The organism is Alphaproteobacteria bacterium, from assembly GCA_035625915.1.
Classification (GTDB): domain Bacteria; phylum Pseudomonadota; class Alphaproteobacteria; order JACZXZ01; family JACZXZ01; genus DATDHA01.
Genome location: DASPOR010000093.1, coordinates 1 through 19,178 on the forward strand (window position 1 = coordinate 1; position 19,178 = coordinate 19,178).

General features: G+C 62.5%; 17 protein-coding genes and 1 tRNA gene. 8 read left to right on the forward strand and 10 right to left on the reverse strand.

The annotated features are described in order from the left end of the window. Window positions 1-68 precede the first annotated feature (68 nt). The 6 genes from VEJ16_07365 to ssb form a co-directional block, all read right to left on the reverse strand. Window positions 69-143 (reverse strand) — tRNA-Lys (locus VEJ16_07365). A 169-nt stretch (window positions 144-312) separates the two neighbouring features. Further along, complete coding sequence (locus tag VEJ16_07370; protein HYB09473.1) at window positions 313-1,269, reverse strand: phosphoribosylaminoimidazolesuccinocarboxamide synthase; 957 nt, start codon at window positions 1,267-1,269, stop codon at window positions 313-315. 51 nt (window positions 1,270-1,320) lie between these two features. Next, entirely contained in the window at window positions 1,321-1,878 is a 558-nt protein-coding gene (locus VEJ16_07375) for a peptidylprolyl isomerase (GenBank protein ID HYB09474.1), read from the reverse strand. A 17-nt stretch (window positions 1,879-1,895) separates the two neighbouring features. Beyond that, a complete protein-coding gene (coaD, locus tag VEJ16_07380; GenBank protein HYB09475.1) occupies window positions 1,896-2,471 on the reverse strand; it encodes a pantetheine-phosphate adenylyltransferase in 576 nt (191 codons plus the stop codon). Beyond that, window positions 2,464-5,199 carry a DNA gyrase subunit A gene (gene gyrA, locus VEJ16_07385; GenBank protein HYB09476.1) on the reverse strand — a complete coding sequence of 912 codons (2,736 nt, stop codon included), beginning with the start codon at window positions 5,197-5,199 and terminating at the stop codon, window positions 2,464-2,466. The genes coaD and gyrA overlap by 8 nt, the downstream gene beginning before the upstream one ends. Before the next feature lie 291 nt (window positions 5,200-5,490). Further along, a complete protein-coding gene (ssb, locus tag VEJ16_07390) occupies window positions 5,491-5,967 on the reverse strand; it encodes a single-stranded DNA-binding protein (protein HYB09477.1) in 477 nt (158 codons plus the stop codon). Between the two features lie 187 nt (window positions 5,968-6,154). Here ssb and uvrA point away from each other — a divergent pair, with 187 nt between their 5' ends. From uvrA to VEJ16_07420, 6 genes are all read left to right on the forward strand, one after another. After that, the gene (gene uvrA, locus VEJ16_07395) at window positions 6,155-9,034 is read left to right on the forward strand and encodes an excinuclease ABC subunit UvrA (GenBank protein ID HYB09478.1); all 2,880 of its coding nucleotides are present in this window, start codon (window positions 6,155-6,157) and stop codon (window positions 9,032-9,034) included. A gap of 112 nt (window positions 9,035-9,146) precedes the next feature. Then, a complete protein-coding gene (locus VEJ16_07400) occupies window positions 9,147-9,884 on the forward strand; it encodes a GntR family transcriptional regulator (GenBank protein HYB09479.1) in 738 nt (245 codons plus the stop codon). 70 nt (window positions 9,885-9,954) lie between these two features. Next, window positions 9,955-10,701, forward strand: a complete 747-nt coding sequence (locus tag VEJ16_07405) for an ABC transporter substrate-binding protein (GenBank protein ID HYB09480.1) — start codon at window positions 9,955-9,957, stop codon at window positions 10,699-10,701. 10 nt (window positions 10,702-10,711) lie between these two features. Then, entirely contained in the window at window positions 10,712-11,494 is a 783-nt protein-coding gene (locus VEJ16_07410) for an amino acid ABC transporter permease (protein HYB09481.1), read from the forward strand. Between the two features lie 38 nt (window positions 11,495-11,532). Continuing rightward, on the forward strand, window positions 11,533-12,309 hold the full coding sequence (locus tag VEJ16_07415) for an amino acid ABC transporter ATP-binding protein (GenBank protein HYB09482.1): 777 nt from the start codon (window positions 11,533-11,535) through the stop codon (window positions 12,307-12,309). A gap of 136 nt (window positions 12,310-12,445) precedes the next feature. Further along, a complete protein-coding gene (locus tag VEJ16_07420; GenBank protein HYB09483.1) occupies window positions 12,446-13,834 on the forward strand; it encodes an aspartate aminotransferase family protein in 1,389 nt (462 codons plus the stop codon). A 38-nt stretch (window positions 13,835-13,872) separates the two neighbouring features. Here VEJ16_07420 and VEJ16_07425 read toward each other — a convergent pair whose 3' ends face one another. Next, entirely contained in the window at window positions 13,873-14,688 is an 816-nt protein-coding gene (locus VEJ16_07425; protein HYB09484.1) for a hypothetical protein, read from the reverse strand. Between the two features lie 233 nt (window positions 14,689-14,921). Here VEJ16_07425 and trmFO point away from each other — a divergent pair, with 233 nt between their 5' ends. Continuing rightward, on the forward strand, window positions 14,922-16,271 hold the full coding sequence (gene trmFO / locus VEJ16_07430; GenBank protein HYB09485.1) for a methylenetetrahydrofolate--tRNA-(uracil(54)-C(5))-methyltransferase (FADH(2)-oxidizing) TrmFO: 1,350 nt from the start codon (window positions 14,922-14,924) through the stop codon (window positions 16,269-16,271). A gap of 7 nt (window positions 16,272-16,278) precedes the next feature. On the opposite strand, the gene VEJ16_07435 is transcribed toward trmFO, so the two are convergent. Then, on the reverse strand, window positions 16,279-17,145 hold the full coding sequence (locus VEJ16_07435) for a phytoene/squalene synthase family protein (protein ID HYB09486.1): 867 nt from the start codon (window positions 17,143-17,145) through the stop codon (window positions 16,279-16,281). Window positions 17,146-17,315: 170 nt separating this feature from the next. Here VEJ16_07435 and VEJ16_07440 point away from each other — a divergent pair, with 170 nt between their 5' ends. After that, entirely contained in the window at window positions 17,316-17,915 is a 600-nt protein-coding gene (locus tag VEJ16_07440) for a urate hydroxylase PuuD (protein HYB09487.1), read from the forward strand. Between the two features lie 302 nt (window positions 17,916-18,217). On the opposite strand, the gene VEJ16_07445 is transcribed toward VEJ16_07440, so the two are convergent. Both VEJ16_07445 and yajC read right to left on the reverse strand, forming a co-directional pair. Next, window positions 18,218-18,598, reverse strand: a complete 381-nt coding sequence (locus VEJ16_07445; protein ID HYB09488.1) for an Mth938-like domain-containing protein — start codon at window positions 18,596-18,598, stop codon at window positions 18,218-18,220. A gap of 124 nt (window positions 18,599-18,722) precedes the next feature. After that, on the reverse strand, window positions 18,723-19,178 hold a 456-nt coding region (gene yajC, locus VEJ16_07450), incomplete at its 5' end, for a preprotein translocase subunit YajC (GenBank protein HYB09489.1).

Here is a 19,178-nt window from a genome sequence, read left to right on the forward strand (position 1 = left end):
TAGGGGAAGTCAAGATAGGTTTGAAGCACAAGCACTGTGAAAATTGTAATACATTCAGTAATTTATCTTGGTGAGCCCGGCGGGGGTCGAACCCGCGACCCTCTGATTAAAAGTCAGATGCTCTACCACTGAGCTACGGGCTCTTGTCGCGTGGTGCGGGGCTGGAAGGAGGCGCTTCTGCCCGGCGCCTAAATAGGCCCCAAGCGGACCCTGGGTCAATCGACTTTAGACTTTGCGCCGCCGCCCCGCCACGCGTATGGCCCGTGATCGGGCAGCACCTCTGCCCGTCTCCACCAACCCTTGCACGGGCATTCATTTGAAATATTGCGGAAGGTGTTTTTTGAGGTTTTCGCGGATGCGCGCGGTGGGTGCGATGCCGGCGGGCGGCGGGGCCAGCGTTTCCCCCGTGATCGCTTCGCAAACCCTCACATAACGCGCGCTGAGTTCGGCGAGTACCTCGGGGGGGATGGGCGGGATCGGCTCGTCATAGGGCCGGCAATGGGCGATGATCCAAAGACGGAGATACTCCTTGTCGAGCATCTCCGGCTCCTCGCCAGCTCCAACGCGCCCGGCATAGCTCCCGGCCAGCCAGTATCGACTCGAGTCCGGCGTGTGGACTTCGTCTGCGAGCACCACGTCGCCTCGCCCGTCGAGGCCGAACTCGTATTTCGTATCGACGAGGATGAGGCCGCGCTGTGCAGCGATCTCCCGCGCGTGCGTGAAGACCGCAAGGCTGGCGCCCTTGATCCGGCGCCATTCCGCCTCGGTGCAGAGTTTCGCGGCCACGATCCCCGCTTCGTCCATCGGCACGTCATGCTCGCCAAGTGGGGCCTTGCTGGTCGGCGTGACGACGAGTTGCGGCAGCCGGCTATTCTTGCCAAGACCGTCCGGCAACACGGTTCCGCCGAAGGCGCGCACGCCGCGGCGATATTGCTGCCAGATGCTCGTGCCCGTCGAGCCGGTGAGGTAGCCGCGCACAACGACTTCCACTTCGATCATCTTGAGCGATCGGACGATCATCACGTTCGGATCGGGCTGGGCGATGTAGTGATTGGGGCAAATGTCCGCCGTCGTCTCGAACCAGTACCGGCTCAGCCGCGTGAGCACCTCGCCCTTGCGCGGCACCGGCGATAGCATCCGGTCGAACGCGGATTGCCGGTCGGTCGCCACGATGACCCGCCGCCCGTCGCCGAGATCGTAGCTGTCGCGAACTTTGCCCCGATGGGGGTTCGGAAGCTCCGGAATCTCGGCGTGTTCGAGACAGATCATCGCTTCAAACCTAATCGCACCCCGCGACGTCGCACTCGATAGCGTCACACCCTATGACTTCACGTCCGCCGCAATCTGCATCTTCAGGATTTTGTCGGGCGCGCCCTGAATTGCGCCATTCTGCGCCTTCGATCCTTTTTTGATGAGATCGACGAATTCCATGCCCTTGGTCACCTTCCCGAAGATCGTATATTGGCCGTCGAGAAAGGAGGCATCGTCGAAAGTGATAAAGAACTGGCTGTCGCCGCTGTTCGGATCCTGGGCGCGCGCAAGGCCGACGGTGCCGCGGACGAAATGCTCCTTGCGGGTGAATTCGGCGGGAACATTGTGGCCGGACCCGCCCGTGCCATTGCCGAGCGGATCGCCCGTCTGGGCCATGAAGCCCGGGATCACCCGATGAAACGTCAGCCCATCGTAGAAGTGCTTGCGAATGAGTTCCTTGAAGTGCTTGACGGTCTCCGGTGCGAGATCCGGCCGCAGCTCGATCACCACCCGCCCGTCCTTGAGGTCCATGTAAACCGTGTTTTCGGGATCGGCCGCCGAGGCCGACATTGAGCCGAGAGTCATGAGAAGAACCACCACGAAGAAGGGTTTCAAAAAAGCGCGCATATTTGTTCCTGCGATTTTCACTTGGGGTTTGGGGAATTCCGGCGTCGCCGGAGGCCAGTCGAGCGTGCGGCCGTTTCCGGGCCGTCGGTCTTGAATCGCGCCACGAGCCGCCGGGCGACGCCGGCCGGCACGAAACTCGAGATATCGCCGCCGAGGCGTGCGATCTCCTTGACAAAGCGCGAGGAGATGAAGGTCTGCCGTTCCGACGCCATAAGAAAGACGGTCTCGACCTCTGGGTCCACCCGCGCGTTCATACCTGCCATCTGGAACTCGTAATCGAAGTCGGACACGGCGCGCAAGCCGCGAATGATGACGTTCGCCCCCATCTGTCTTACGAAATGCATGAGAAGGTTGTCGAAGGCGCGCGCCCGGACCCGACGCAGTGCTGGATTTCCGGCCTTGGCGAGCTTGGCGCACTCCTCCTCGACCATGCGGATTCGCTCATCGAGGGAAAAGAGCGGACCCTTGCCGTCATTGATCGCGATCGCGACGATAACGCGATCGACAATCCGACTTGCGCGCAGGATGATGTCGAGATGCCCGTTGGTAATTGGATCGAAGGTCCCGGGATAGACGCCGATGCGCTCAGCCATTCGGCCCCTCCCCCGCTTGATCGACCGCGCCCGCGCCGTCCTCGCCGGCGGCACCTTCGTCGCCGCCGACCTCGCCGAGGCGGATGACCGAGACCACACGCTCCCCTTCCGAGACGCGGAAGAGCGTGACACCGCGTGTCGCTCGGCCCGCGATGCGCACATCGTGGACCGGACAGCGGATCAACTGCCCGCCATCGGTCACCAACATGATTTGATCGCGCTCCACGACGGGGAATCCGGCGACCAGGGTCGTCGCGGCGTCACGGCCAAGGTCGATCGCCTCGATCCCTTTACCGCCGCGGCCCGTGACCCGATAGTCGTAAGCCGAGGTGCGCTTGCCAAACCCGGCCGAGGACACGGTGAGGATGAATTCCTCTGCCGCCGCCAGCTCGGCGAAGCGTTCCTCGGACAAGGCGATTGCGGGTGGAGCCGAGACCCCTTCGTCAGCCCCGCGCCCAGCACCCAAAGTCCCATCACCCACGTCTTCGGCACTTTCCTCGCCCGATCTCTCGTCCCGCCTGCGGAATGCGGCAAGGCGCAGATAGCCATCGCGCTCCTCGGTCGCGAATTCGGCGTGACGCAGGATCGACATCGAAATCACCTGATCTTCGGGTCCGAGGGAAATACCGCGCACGCCCACCGAATCGCGCCCGCGAAAGACGCGCACGTCGCCGACGGGGAAGCGGATGCATTTGCCCTGCTGTGCAGCGAGAAGAACATCGTCGTGCTCGGTCGCCGGCAATACGCCGATCAGCCTGTCGCCGTCCTCGAGCTTCATGGCGATCTTGCCGTTTACTTTCACGTCGACGAAGTCCGAGAGCTTGTTCCGCCGCACGCTGCCGCTTGCGGTCGCGAAGACGACGTCGAGCTGTTCCCAGCTTCCCTCATCCTCGGGAAGCGGCATGAGCGTGGTAATCGTCTCGCCGGACGCAAGCGGAAGAAGGTTGATGAGGGCTTTTCCGCGCGCCTGGGGTGTCCCCGCCGGCAGCTTGTAGACCTTCATCTTGTAGACCATGCCGCGCGAGGAGAAGAACAGCACGGGCGTGTGGGTGTTCGCGACAAAGAGCCGGCTTACGAAATCCTCCTCGCGCGTCGCCATGGCGGCGCGCCCCTTCCCACCCCGGCGCTGAGCGCGATAGGCAGAAAGCGGCACGCGCTTCACATAGCCCGCGTGGGTCACGGTCACCACCATGTCCTCGCGCTGAATCAGGTCCTCGATGTCCTGCTCGAACTCGAGATCCTGGATTTCGGTCCGGCGGTCCGTGCCGAAGCGCTCCCGCATGTCCTTGAGTTCGGCGCGCATCACCTCATAGAGCCTCGCATGCGAGGCGAGAATGGCGAGGTATTCGGCGATCTGGTCGACCACGGATTTGAGTTCGTCGGCGATCTTGTCGCGCTCGAGCCCCGTCAGGCGATGGAGGCGCAAGTCGAGGATCGCTTTCGCCTGCTCCTCGGAAAGCCGGTACTTGCCGCCAACGACTCCGCGCCCGGGTTCGTCGATGAGTGCGATGAGCTGTTCGACGTCCTGGGCCGGCCATGGGTTCGCGATCAGGGCCGCCCGAGCCTCGCCAGGATCCTTCGCCTTGCGGATCGTGGCGATGACGGGATCGAGATTGGCGATCGCGATCGCGAGCCCGACCAGGATATGCGCGCGTTCCCGCGCCTTGCCGAGCTCGTAGATCGTGCGCCGCGTGATCACTTCCTCGCGGAACTTGACGAAGGCGACGACGATGTCCTTGAGACCCATCAACTCGGGCCGCCCCAGGGTGAGGGCCAGCATGTTGACGCCGAAGGTCGACTGAAGCGGGGTGTAGCGATAGAGCTGGTTGAGCACGACGTCCGCCACCGCGTCCCGCTTGAGTTCGACGACGACGCGCACGCCGTGCCGGTCGCTCTCGTCGCGCAGGTCGGAAATGCCCTCGATAGTCTTATCTTGCACCAGCTCGGCCATGCGCTCGATCATGCGCGCCTTGTTGACCTGGTAGGGAACTTCCGTGATGACGATCGCCTCCCGGTCCTTGCGGATCTCCTCGATCGCCGCGCGCCCACGCATGACGATCGAGCCGCGGCCCGTGTGGTAGGCTTGGCGAATCGTATTGCGTCCCAAGATGATGCCGCCCGTCGGAAAGTCGGGACCCGGAACGTGCGCCATTAGCTCGTCGACCGAGATGTCCGGATTGTCGATATAGGCGACGCACGCATCGATCACTTCGCGCAAGTTGTGCGGTGGGATGTTCGTCGCCATGCCGACCGCGATGCCGCCCGCCCCATTGACGAGCAGGTTCGGCCACTGGGCCGGCAGGACCGTGGGTTCTTGAGTCGTGTCGTCGTAGTTCGGCTGGAAGTCGACCGTCTCCCGATCGATATCCTCGAGAAGCGCCTCGGCCGCTTTCGAAAGCCGCGCCTCGGTGTAACGCATGGCGGCAGGCGGATCGCCGTCCATCGAGCCGAAATTTCCCTGCCCCTGGACGAGCGGAAGGCGCACGGAGAAATCCTGCGCCATGCGTACCATGGCATCGTAGATCGCAGCGTCGCCGTGGGGATGGTATTTGCCCATCACGTCGCCCACGATGCGCGCCGATTTGCGGAACGCCTTGTCGGAGGTGTAGCCCGCTTCCTTCATGGTGAAGAGGATGCGGCGCTGAACCGGCTTCAACCCATCGCGCACGTCGGGGAGTGCGCGCGCCACGATTACGCTCATCGCGTAGTCGAGATAGGAGCGACGCATCTCCTCTTCGATCGTGACAGCCGTCACGGGACTATCGGGCGGGGGTGTCGTGGTCAATGAGTCCGGCTTTTTGTGAAGGTTGTCGGGGCGCCGGAACGGGCGGCCCGGATGCGGCCAAGATTACAGTTTTTGTATAGCAAATATCGCGCATGCGAACAACGGAGAAAGGCCGTTTGCCAAGACGATTTTTCCTTTCTATATCAAACTGATAATTGACTTTCTTTGCACGCGGGCTTGACCCCCGCGCCGCGTGCGCGAAAAAGGCGTTGTCACGATTGGATGAAGGTCGAATCAGAACGGTATTTCGTCGTCGAGATCGGATCCGCCGCCGCCGCCACGGCCGCCGGAACCTGCTCCGCCACCGCTACCGCCAGCGGGCTCGTCTCCCCCGCTTTCATAGCCCCCACCCCCGTTACCGCGTGCGTCGAGAAGTGTCAGTTCGCCGCGAAAGCGCTGGAGCACAACCTCCGTTGTGTATTTCTCGGCCCCGCTCTGATCGGTCCATTTGCGGGTCTGGAGCTGGCCCTCGAGGTAAACCTTGGAACCCTTCTTCAGGTATTTCTGGGCAATCTCGCCAATTCGCTCGTTGAAGATCACGACTCGATGCCACTCGGTCTTCTCGCGCCGCTCTCCGCTTGCCTTGTCGCGCCAGTTCTCGCTGGTTGCGACGTTGAGATGGACGATCGGATCCCCGCCTTGCGTGCGGCGGACCTCCGGATCGCGACCGAGATTGCCGATCAAAATCACTTTGTTGACGCTACCTGCCATGGTCCCTCGACTTCATTTTCCTGGAATATCATAGCGATTGCGTCATCTAACCACAAAGCGGGCGCTCGACAAAGGTCTCCGTGGATAGCGCGGGCGATCCGCCCGCCCCTCTTCCGGCAATTCCGGAGTCGATTTTTTCGTCCGGTTACCTATATTCGTTCCCGGCTTCCTGCCCGAGCGAAGAGTCATGACGTCATCGGAAAGCGCTTACGCCCAGGCGATCCGGGTACGCGGCGCCCGTGAGCACAATCTCAAGGGCTTCGACGTCGACCTCCCGCGCGACAGCATCGTGGTGATCACGGGGCTGTCGGGCTCGGGCAAATCGTCCCTTGCGTTCGACACGATCTATGCGGAGGGACAGCGCCGCTACGTCGAGAGCCTTTCGGCCTATGCGCGCCAGTTTCTCGAGCTGATGCAGAAGCCTGATGTCGATTCGATCGAAGGGCTATCGCCGGCGATCTCGATCGAGCAGAAAACCACGTCGAAGAATCCACGTTCGACCGTCGGCACCGTGACGGAGATCTACGACTATCTGCGGCTTCTTTTCGCCCGCGTGGGTATTCCCTATTCGCCTGCAACCGGTCTGCCGATCGAGAGCCAGACGGTCAGCCAGATGGTCGACCGGATCATGGCGATGAAGGAAGGCACGCGGCTCTATCTCCTCGCCCCTATCGTGCGCGGTCGCAAGGGTGAATACCGCAAGGAGCTTCAAGACCTTCAGAAGCGCGGGTTCACGCGCGTCAAGGTCGACGGCACACTCCACGACATCGATGCGGCGCCAGCACTCAACAAGAAACTCAAGCACGACATCGAAGTCGTCGTCGATCGCATCATCGTCCGCGAGGGGCTCGGCAATCGTCTCGCCGACAGCCTGGAGACCGCACTCGACCTGGCCGATGGCCTGGTCTTCGCCGAGGAGGCGGATACCGGTGCGCGCACGACCTTTTCGGCCAAGTTCGCGTGCCCCGTTTCCGGCTTCACCATCGACGAAATCGAGCCGCGACTCTTCTCCTTCAACAATCCTTTCGGCGCGTGCCCGACCTGCGACGGCCTCGGGACCAAGATGTATTTCGATCCCGACCTTGTCGTGCCGGATGAGCGTTTATCCTTGCGTGAAGGTGCGATCAAACCGTGGGCGAATTCGAGTTCGCAATATTACGATCAAACGCTGGACAGTCTCGCGCGGCATTACAAGGTCTCGACCAATACCGCTTGGCGCGATCTGCCGGAGCGGGTGCGAGACGCGATACTCTGGGGCTCGGGCGAGCAACCCGTGACCATGCGCTATGACGACGGGTTGCGGGCGTATCAAACGACAAAGCCCTTCGAGGGCGTGGTGCCGAACCTGGAGCGGCGTTGGAAGGAAACCGACAGTTCCTGGGTGCGTGAGGAGCTCGAGCGCTACCAGACGACGACGGAGTGCGAAACGTGCAAGGGCAAGCGTCTCAAGCCCGAGTCCCTTGCGGTCAAAGTGCGCAAGCTCGACATTTCAGAGACCTGCGATTTCTCGATCGCACGAGCGGTTGAGTGGTTCGAGGAGCTGCCCAAGCATCTATCGGCAAAGCATCGGGAGATCGCCCAGCGCATCCTCAAGGAAATCAATGAGAGGCTAGGCTTCCTTCGCGACGTCGGGCTCGAATATCTCACGCTCAGTCGCGCCTCGGGGACGCTTTCGGGTGGCGAGAGCCAACGCATCCGCCTCGCCTCCCAGATTGGATCGGGCCTTACGGGCGTGCTTTATGTGCTCGACGAGCCTTCGATCGGCCTGCACCAGCGAGACAACCGGCGCCTCCTCGACACCCTCATCCGCCTTCGCAATCTCGGCAATACCGTGATCGTCGTGGAGCATGACGAGGAGGCGATTCGCGCCGCCGACTATATTGTCGACATGGGCCCGGGTGCTGGCCGCCACGGCGGCGACGTGATCGCCGCAGGGAAGCCCGACGAGGTCCTTCGCAATCCGAAGAGCTTGACCGGACAATATCTCACCGGCTTTCGTCGAATCGAGGTTCCGAAGATGCGCCGGCCGGGCAAGCTCGGCCAGAACCTGACCATCAAGGGTGCCCGCGCGAACAATCTCCAAGGCGTTACAGCGTCGATTCCACTCGGCACATTCACGTGCGTTACAGGTGTGTCGGGCTCGGGCAAATCCACTCTCATCATCGATACCCTTTATAAGGCCGTCGCGCGAAAGCTCTACGGCGCACGGGAGGCGCCGGGCGAGCATGATGCGATCGACGGGCTCGAATTCCTCGACAAGGTCATCGACATCGATCAGTCGCCGATCGGCCGCACGCCGCGCTCGAATCCGGCCACTTACACGGGCGCCTTCGCACCGATCCGCGACTGGTTCGCGGGCCTGCCGGAAGCGAAGGCGCGCGGCTACAAGGCGGGGCGATTTTCCTTCAACGTGAAGGGTGGCCGCTGCGAGGCATGCCAGGGCGATGGCGTGATCAAGATCGAGATGCACTTCCTGCCCGATGTCTACGTCCAGTGCGACGTATGCAAGGGCAAGCGATATAACCGCGAGACCCTGGAAGTCACCTTTCGAGACAAGTCCATCTCCGATGTGCTCGACATGACGGTCGACGACGGTGTTGAGTTCTTCAAAGCGGTTCCCGTCATTCGCCAGAAGCTCGAAACACTGCAGCGGGTCGGCCTCGGCTACATCCATATCGGGCAACCGGCGACGACCCTCTCCGGCGGCGAGGCGCAGCGTGTCAAGCTCGCCAAGGAGTTGAGCCGCCGCGCCACGGGGCGCACGCTCTATATTCTGGACGAGCCGACAACCGGCCTTCACTTCGAAGACGTGCGCAAGCTCCTCGAAGTGCTGCAAGCACTCGTCGACCAAGGCAACACCGTCGTCGTGATCGAGCACAACCTGGAAGTCGTGAAGATCGCCGATCACATCCTCGACATGGGACCGGAAGGCGGGGACAAGGGTGGACGCCTGATTGCGAAGGGAACGCCCGAGGAGATCGCGGCATCGCCCGAAAGCTACACAGGGGCCTACCTGAAACCCTATCTCCGCCAAACGTTCCTGAAATCGGCGAGGAAGCGCGCCTGAACCCGCCAGCAACGTCTCTTCAAAAACAGCGTTAATTAGCGGCCGCGAACTTTAGAGTTACATCGGCGCGTCGCGGCTTGACTCGTCCCTTTGGATTGGCATACCACATGGCATGCCAATCCCGATCTCGTCAGGCGACCAGGCCGACCGCTCACTCAGCCGGTTTGCCTACGATTCGCTGCGAATGATGATTCTATCGGGGCAGGTGCGCCCGGGTGAGCGCCTGGGCGAGCGCGAGCTGGCCCGCCGCATACAGGTGAGCCGCACGCCGCTGCGCGAAGCGCTTGGCCGGTTGGAGCGGGATGGGCTCGCCGTCAATAAGCCCGGCGTCGGCTACTACGCGCTGGAGTTCGATCCCAAGGTTATCGACGAACTTTATGAATTCCGTGAACTGCTCGAGATTCACGCCACGCGTGCGGCGGCGCGACACATCGGCCACGCGGGCATCCGCGAGCTCAAGGACATCATGCGCCAGCTTGCCATTTACGAGCGGAAACCCGCGCCGAGCGTGGAGGAGCTTCGCGAGGAGGTTCAGCTCGGCCTGCGCATCCATGAGGTGATCGCGCGTGAAAGCGGGAACAGCTTCATCTGCGAGACCTTGCTTCAGATCTATGCCCGGCTGCGACTTCTGACGTGGATCGACGTGCTGTGGTTTGACAAATGGCACTTGACCCGCAAGGAGCATCGCGAGCTGGTCGACGCCGTTACCGCCCGGGACGAAACGCGGGCGGCAAGAATCTCAGGGCGTCACGTAAAGCGCTCCTGGGAGGATTCACTTTGGGTTATCAGCGCACAACACAGGGAGGCGAACCGTGTCACAAGAACGAGTCCCAAGCGACCCCCGCGCTAGCCTGTTTTCCAGGCTCGCATTGCCGACAGCCGTGCTGTTTGCGTCGGCGGTCATATTTCAGGCGCCGGCCTTGGCCGCATCTGCAATGGCGCCAAAGCGCATCGCGAGTGCCGGTACGATCGTCTACTGCTCGGACATGACCGGTCCGCCCCTCGAATTTCTCGACCAGAACACCAAGCCGGTCGGCTCGGATATCGATATCGGAAACGAAATCGCCAAGCGCTTCGGCGTCAAGTCGGAATGGAAGAACATTCCCTTCAAGGGGCTTGTTCCGGCCCTTCTGGCGCAGCAGTGCGACGCCGTGATTTCGCAATTATTCGACAAGCCCGAGCGGCGGGAGGTCATCGATCTCGTCGATTATATGAATTCCAGCGAAGCACTCCTGGTGCGCGCCGGGAACCCGTTGAAAATCCATTCTCTCGACGATCTCGCGGGCCATAAGGTGGCAGTCGAGAACGGCACGACGATCCAGGAGTTGATCGAGGCGCAGAATAAGGAATTCCAGGCTGCCGGCAAGAAGCCCGCCGACGTCGTGGTCTATCCTAAGGATACCGACGCGCTCCAGGCGCTCCAGATCGGCCAGGCGGACGTCTACGGAACGACGCTCGAGACGGGCGCCTATTACATGGGCAAGTCGCCGAATACGTTCGAGGTCGCGGGACCGCCTTTCCACCAAATCCTCACGGCGATTGGCCTGCGCAAGAACGACGAGGGCATGAAGGATGCCGTCCAGATGGCGGTCGACGAGATGAAGAAGGATGGAACCTTGCTCGCCATCCTGAAAAAATGGGGACTCGAGGGCGACATGGTGAAGTGAGGAAGGGTTGATGAGCTTCGACTGGCCCTTCTTCTGGCATTACCTCCTTAGACCGAGTGCCGCGTACCTCAATGGCTTGATGCTGACACTGGTGCTGAGCGTTGTCGCACAATCGCTTGGCACCGTGATCGGTCTCTTCGCGGCACTCGGCCGCATGTCGCATATCGCGCCACTGCAGTACCTCGTGCGCGGTTATGTCTGGATCATGCGGGGCACGCCGCTCCTCGTGCAGATCGTATTCATCTACACCGGCCTCGCCGCCGGCGGCATATTCCGCTTCGAGGACATATCCCTCGGCATCCTGACGATTCCGGGCAACGTCCAGGCCGGCCTCGTGGCGCTGAGCCTGAACGAAGCCGCCTACATGGCCGAGATCATCCGCGCCGGTATTTCCTCGGTGGACAGCGGTCAGACCGAGGCCGCGAAGTCCCTCGGCATGACCTACGGCCTGGTGATGCGGCGCATCGTCCTGCCCCAAGCCACGCGGTTCGTCATTCCCCCGCTCGGGAATGAGTTCAATGCAATGCTCAAGAATACGACACTGGTCAGCGTCATCGGCGTGCCGGAGCTGTTGCTGACCACCGAGACACTGACATCGGCGACGTTCCGGGTGTTCGAGCTCTACTCCGTGGTCGCACTCTACTACCTGACCCTGACGACCCTGTGGGGCGTGGTGCAAGGCCGCATCGAAGCGCGATTTGGGGAGCCGACGGCGCAGACCCCGACAGAAGCGAGCTTCGGCGAGCGCCTTTTCGGCCGCACCCTCGCCAGGATGGCGCGGGGGAAGCTATGAGCGGTGCGACAGCCAAAATCCTGGATTCGATCGGCGGGCTGCCGGAACCGTCGAACGACGAAGTCGTGCGGGCGGTCGACGTGCGTAAATCGTTCGGCGACCTTCACGTCTTGAAGGGCGTGTCGCTGGCCGTCCGGCGCGGCGAGGTGGTCGTCATCATCGGCCCCTCCGGCTCCGGCAAGACGACGTTCGTGCGTTGCCTCAACCACCTCGAAAAAATCCAGAGCGGGCGCATCCTGGTGAACGGCCACCTGATCGGCTATCGCGAGGTCGGGGGGCGGCTCATCGAGGACCGGGGGCGCAACATCGCGCGTCAGCGGCGAGAGATCGGCATGGTGTTCCAGCGCTTCAACCTGTTCCACCATAAGACCGCCCTCGGCAACATCGTCGAGGCGCCGATCCACGTGCTCCGCATTCCCGAGGCTACCGCAATCAAAACGGGCCGCGAGCTTCTCGCGCGGGTCGGGCTGGCTGACAAGGCGGACGCCTATCCATCGCAGCTTTCGGGCGGTCAACAGCAACGCGTGGCGATCGCCCGCGCCCTCGCCATGAAGCCGCGCCTTATGCTGTTCGACGAGCCCACCTCCGCACTCGACCCCGAGATGATCGGCGAGGTGCTCGACGTCATGCGGGAGCTCGCACGCGAGGGCATGACCATGATCGTGGTATCGCACGAGATGGGATTTGCGCGCGAAGTCGCCGACCGTGTGGTCATGATGGACGATGGGCAGATCATCGAAGAGGGTCCGCCCGAACAATTCTTCGCAAAGCCCTCGCACAAGCGCACACAGGCCTTTCTTTCCAAGATCCTGTAGCGCCTCGCCAGGGGATCGGATTGACTTGCCGAATGTATAATGGCATACCAAATGGCATTCCATAACTTCGAGCGTTGTGCATCCCGGTGATCGGGGCGCGGCCATCCGGCGTGCGCCTTTTTTCTGGAGGAAGTCCATGAGCGCCCGTTTGAATTCCGCCCAAGCACGCGACATCGCCCACTATTTCCATCCCTATACGAATTTGAGCGTGCATGAAAAGGAAGGGCCGCTCGTGATCACGCGCGGCGAGGGTGTGTACATCTACGACGATGCAGGCAACCGCTACATCGAGGGAATGAGCGGGCTCTTTTGCGCCTCGCTTGGCTTCAGCGAGGAGCGGCTCGTCGAAGCGGCGGCAAATCAGATGCGCAAGCTGCCTTTCTATCACGTGTTCGGGGGCAAATCGAATGAGCCGGGCATCGAGCTGGCCGAGCGCCTGATCGAGCTGTCGCCGGTACCCATGTCAAAAGTGTTCTTCGCCAACTCCGGTTCCGAAGCGAACGACACCGCGGTCAAGCTCGTGTGGTATTATCACAACGCGATCGGCAAGCCTCAAAAAAAGAAAATCATCTCGCGCATCAAGGCCTATCACGGCGTCACCGTTGCGTCGGCGAGCCTTACGGGCTTGCCCAACAACCATCGTGATTTCGATCTGCCGATCGCCGGAATCCTCCACACGGATTGTCCCGGTTACTACCGCTTCGGCAAACCGGGCGAGAGCGAGGAGGATTTCGCGACGCGCTGCGCTGAGTCGTTGGAAGCGCTCATCCTCAGCGAAGGACCCGAGACCGTCGGCGCCTTCATCGCCGAGCCGGTCATGGTATCCGGCGGGTGCATCCTTCCGCCTCGAACCTATTTCGAGAAGGTTCAGGCGATCTTGCGCAAGTACGAAATCCTCCTGATCGCCGATGAGGTCATCTGCGGCTTCGCCCGCACGGGCAATATGTTCGGCACCGAGACCTATCGGCTCAAGCCGGACATGATGACGATGGCGAAGCAGCTCTCCGCGGCATACCTGCCGATTTCAGCGATCATGGTCAACGAGCGGATCTACCGGGCCGCGGTGCAAGAGAGCGAGAAGATCGGCACTTTCGGTCACGGCTTCACCTATGGCGGCCATCCCGTCCCTGCGGCGGTTGCGCTCGAGACTCTGAAAATCTACGCGGAGCGCGATATCCTTGGCCATGTCCGGCGCGTGACCCCGCAATTCCAGGAGGGCATCCGCCGCCTGGGCAAGCACCCGTTGGTGGGCGAAGCGCGCGGCGTGGGGTTGGTCGCGGGACTGGAACTTGTCCGCGACAAGGCGAGCCGGGAGAACTTTGCACCGGCTGACGGTGTCGCGGCCTATGCGGGAAAGTGCGCGCAGGCGCACGGCGTGATTACGCGCGGATTGGGCGACGTCCTCAATCTTTGCCCGCCGCTTGTGATCAAGGAGAGCGAAATCGACGACCTGCTGACGCGAACCGCACGTGCCCTAGACGACACGCTGGCGTGGGTCAAGGAGAAGCGCCTGATCGCCGCCTGACGCCCGAGGCGCGTCCAACGGCATCCTAAGGCGATTGTTCAGCTTCCGGCGCCAAGCACCTGCCAAAGCTCGCCATTCATGGTGCTCATGAGCGCGTCATGGCTGGCTTCGAGGCAGCGCCGCAAGGTCAAGCCCTGAACGTAGGTCGCCCCGCGCCGGCAGCTTTCGAACACGAGTGCGGCTTGCGCCTTGCCGGCGTCGGCATCATCGATGCGGGGCACGCCGCCGACGACACGGCCCCAAAGGCCGTCGCGCGAGGCAATATCGATGGTGCGGGCATCCCCCGCCGGCGGCAGCGAATTGATCAATCGATTGAGCACCGCCGCCGTCACCACTTGCGCACGGTCGCTGTCGTCGAAAATCTCGGCCGCAAGCGCCCGAGCCGTATGGGCCGCCTCCGCAATTTCTTCGTGCGTGAGCGGTTGAGGATCGCCGGCGATCTCGACCGGCGCCAACGTCAATTCAGGCGCCACCGCGACCGCAAGCTCCTTGGCGCCAAGCTCGACAAGTGTCGATTCCGGCACGCTCACACGCACCGCACTATAGCCGCGAGCGCTTGCAAAGCGCATGGAGGACGACCCCGCTGCATGCTCGGCGGAGCCGTCGTCATGGATCGCGACAAGGCTCACACGTGTCGGATCGACCGCACGATATGCCGTTCCATCCTTCGGGCCACTGCGGCCTTGCTCGAGACAAAAGGCCGACAGCTCGGCGCTGCATTGGCCATTGGCGCACGTCATGGGAATGGGATCGGCGCTCGACATCACGCCGAGCACCTGGGGGGCCGCGTCGGCGTTGCCACCCGACACCGCCAACGCCAGGCCGGCTACGGCGATGATCGATCGGACATACATTGCACACCTCCTCAGGGGAAAACGCTTCCTGCCATCCGAGCGTGCTTCCGACTCTGCCCCGAGGCCGAACGGCTCAGACTTTCAGCGCGCCGACGGACTCCGCTCCCAGAGGGGCCGCTCGGCCCCAAATTTGAGTGAATCCTTCCACCAGGAGCGATTGCGGTCAATCTCTTCCTCGAATTGCGCGCGACGGCGGCGTTGCCACCGCAACGCAAGCGCGTTATGTCTCGGTCATGGCGAGCCTGCACGAGCCCGTACACGTGATCGGCGGCGGCCTTGCTGGCAGCGAGGCGGCTTGGCAGCTCGCATGCGCCGGCGTACCGGCGATTCTTCACGAGATGCGTCCCCTGCGCGCCACGGAAGCGCATGTCACGGATCGACTTGCGGAGCTTGTCTGCTCAAATTCGTTCCGCTCCGACGACGCCGCCTACAATGCGGTTGGACTCCTGCATGAGGAGATGCGCCGCTGCGGCTCGCTCATTCTCAAGGCTGCGGATCGGCACAAGGTGCCGGCGGGGGGAGCGCTTGCCGTGGACCGCGTCGCCTTCGCCCAAGCCGTCGAGACGGCCCTCGAGCAATCGCCCCTCGTCAGCATCGAGCGCGGCGAGGTCCCTGGCCTGCCGCCCCCGGCGTGGGGCGAAGTCATCGTTGCAACCGGTCCCCTCACCTCGCCTCCGCTGGCCGACGCGATACGCGAATTGACCGGCGAGCGGGAGCTCGCTTTTTTCGACGCGATCGCACCGATCGTCTACAAGGAATCGATCGATTTCGATGTGGCTTGGTACCAGTCGCGATACGACAAGGGCGAAGGCAGCGACTATATCAATTGCCCGCTCGACCGCGACGGATATTACGCGTTCGTCGATGCGCTGCTCGCCGGCGAGAAGGCCGAATTTCACGAGTGGGAGAAATCGACGCCCTATTTCGAAGGCTGCCTGCCGATCGAGGTGATGGCGGAACGCGGACGCGACACGCTCGCCTTCGGTCCGATGAAGCCCGTCGGACTGACCGATCCGCGCACCGGCCGGCGGCCCTTTGCGGTCGTGCAGCTTCGCCAGGACAACGCCCTCGGCACGCTCTATAACGTTGTCGGCTTCCAGACCAAGCTCAAACATGCCGAGCAGGTGCGCATCCTGCGGACGATCCCGGGACTCGAGAGAGCCGAGTTCGCGCGCCTCGGCGGGCTTCACCGCAACACCTTCCTCAACAGCCCGAAGCTCCTCGACCGCGAACTGCGGCTGAAGTCGGCACCTCGGCTGCGCTTTGCCGGTCAAATCACGGGCGTGGAGGGCTATGTCGAAAGTGCGGCGGTCGGCCTGCTCGCCGGTCGGTTCGCCGCCGCGACGCGGCGCGGAGTGCCCGCTTCGTTGCCGCCCAGGACGACGGCACTCGGGGCACTTCACAATCACATCACCGGGGGTGCGAACGCCGAGACGTTTCAGCCGATGAACGTGAATTTCGGCCTCTTCCCCGAAATCGCCACGCGCGAGCGCGGGCGGGAGCGCAAGCGCGCGCTTGCCGAACGCGCGCTCGTCGATCTCGAAAAGTGGCTCAGCACATCCCAAGCGGTGGCGGCCGAGTAACGCAACTTCAATATCTTCCGAGCGTCGACGCCAACAGTAATCTCAGCGGTCGCCACGGCCGTTTTCGCGTGAGGTCGAGGGTGAAGGGATTGTATGCCGCGCGCCGCAGCTCGGTCAGATAGCCGTCGGCAAGTATGCCCGGAAGAAGTGCCGGGAGCAGAGCGCGGGGCAAATCCCCTCGTTGCCGCCGAGCCTCCGCAAGATGTTCGCGCGCACGATTGGCAACGGCGCCAACCACGACAGGCACGCCCGCTATACCTCCGCGCTCGAAGAGGTCGTTCGGCCTGATACCCGCGGCATCCACGAGGTCGCGCGGCAAGAATAGCCGTCGCTGTTGGGCGTGGAACGGCAGGGCGCGCAAAAGCCCGACGAGCGCCCACGCGATCCCAAGAGGGCGGGACACGGCGTCGGCCTGGGACCCTTTTGCACCGAGTGCTTCGAGGGCAAGGGCGACAAGCGTCGAGGAGGTTCCTTCCGCATAGATTTCGAGAGCCTCGAGGGTTGCGGGCGCTGCTTCGTCGAGGTCGAATTCCCGCGCGTCGATAAGCCGCTCGAAATGGCTGCGGCTGAGTTTCGTCCGCCCGATCGCTTCGGCCAGCGGTCGAATCACGGCGTGCGCCCTCATCTTCCCTTCATAGATCTCCGCGATGGCCTCGCGCCACCATTGAAGGCGAATTCGGCCGATCAGGATTTCGCTCACGACTTCGCGGGTCTTTGCGACCTCGAGATTGAAGGCATAAAGAGCCCAAAGCGCCTCGCGCCGCTCGGCGGGTGCAAAGAGCGCCGTCATGAAGCGATCCGGATCGTGCCGCCGCACTTCCGCAGCGCAGTATGAGAGTTGGCGTTCAACCATGGACACGATTTTGCGCTTCACAAGGCATGGCTCAAATCTTACCTTTCACGTCGTGCGACTCGTCGACCGTCTCGGTTGACCCTACGGGGAAGGCAACGCGAGATATGCGCGCCAAACGCGAGTTCCTTCGATACAAGCCACGGCGTCCTGTGGTAAGTACAAACGAACAAAACTGAGGGGAGTGGAAAGAAATGGCCGCCTTTTTCTCATCGCTGCAGAAAACCGTCATCGCCGGCTTCGTCCTGGCCTTGATCGTGTTCCTCTACTATGCAACGGTTGTCGGCTTCAACGGCAGCGCCTTCTGGCCCTTCCTCTTCCGCTGGCTCCATATCATCAGCGGCGTCATGTGGATCGGCCTGCTTTGGTACTTCAACTTCGTCCAGACCCCCGGCATGCCGAAGATCCCGGCCGACCAGAAGCCGGCGATCACCAAGGTGATCGCACCCTCGGCCCTGTTCTGGTTCCGCTGGGGTGCGATGTCGACGATCGCGACGGGATGGATACTCGCGATCATCAACGGCTATTTCTGGCAGGCTTATACGCTCGACCTCTTCAGCAGCAACGGCTGGTCGACGCGTGTGATCGGCGTCGGCATGTGGCTGGGCACGATCATGTGGTTCAACGTCTGGTTCATCATCTGGCCCAATCAGCAGAAGATACTGGGGCTGGTCGCGGCCGACGATGCGGCGAAGGCCCAGGCCGGAAAGGCTGCCGGCATGGCGTCGCGCATCAATACGATGCTCTCGATTCCGATGCTGTTCTGCATGGCGGCTGCATCGCATCTTGCTTGAGTGCCGCACGCGCGGCGACGGCGAAAACGGGGCCCTTGCGGCCCCGTTTCTTTTGGGATCGAAGCACGATCGTGTGTTGTGTCCGGCAAATGACTCCGGACGTCTCCATTCGTGTGGATGCCCGGGTCAAGCCCGGGCATGACGAAGGGAGAGGTCCTGACGGAGGGAGAGGCTCAAAGCCGTTCGATTTAGATTTTGGTGCACCGGGCTCTGCGCAAAAGACCCCACAATCGTCATGCCCGGGCTTGACCCGGGCATCCACGTGCTGACTTTAAAGAGAACGAACCATCAGACCTAGCGCACTACCGAAGTGCAATCAAGGCGGCGGCGACGTGCCTTTCCTCCGAGAGAAGGACATTATAGGTGCGGCACGCAGCCCCCGTGTCCATCAGCTCGACGCTAACACCGAGGTTCTTGAGCGAATACTTGAGCGGCGATTTGATCGGGGCCGGCTGACGCCCGCAGCCGATGAGCAGGATTTCGACCTTGGGCTCGGCACTCGTCACCGGATCGAGGCTTTCGAGCGTTACCTCGGCGACCGTCGCGACCGGCCAAGGCAGTGTGCGCAGCGCGAGCACGATGATCGAGCCTTTGTGAAGCACGCCGCCGACGTGGAATTGGCCCTCGCCATAGCCCTCGATGAGCTGACGACCGGCGGGAATTTGCGGCGTTAGATCCGTCACCGACGCACCATGGAACGCCGTGCGTCCTCACGTGCAAGCGAGCGGCCTTGCGCCGGCGGCTGGCACAGCCGCCTCTTTGCGCCACGCAAAAAGCGCGCCGCCTCGCGCGCGGGAGGGACGGCGGCTATTTTCGATCGACGACCGACTTGGACGCGTCCTTCTTCTCGTCGCCAGTGCCCTTCTCGTCGCCAGCGGCCTTCTCGGCGGGTTCGGACCGAGTCAGCACCGATTGGATTGTGCTGCGCACGACCCGGACCTTGATGCCGTCGGCGATCTCGATGACGACTTCCTCGCCCTCGGGCGGCTTGGACACCGTGCCGATGATGCCCCCGCCGGTTACGACCTTGTCGCCGCGCCGAAGTGCCGTCAGCATCGACTTGTGGTCCTTCATCTTCTTCTGCTGGGGGCGGATCAGGAGGAAATAGAAGACCACGAAAATGAGCACCAGGGGCGCGATCGACATGATGTCGAACCCGCCCGTAGCACCACCCGCCGCCTGCGCGTAAGCCGTTGTCGTGAACATGCTCGCAACTCTCCTTGCTGGGCTTCCGGCCGGACGCTCCCGGGGCGCCGCACGATG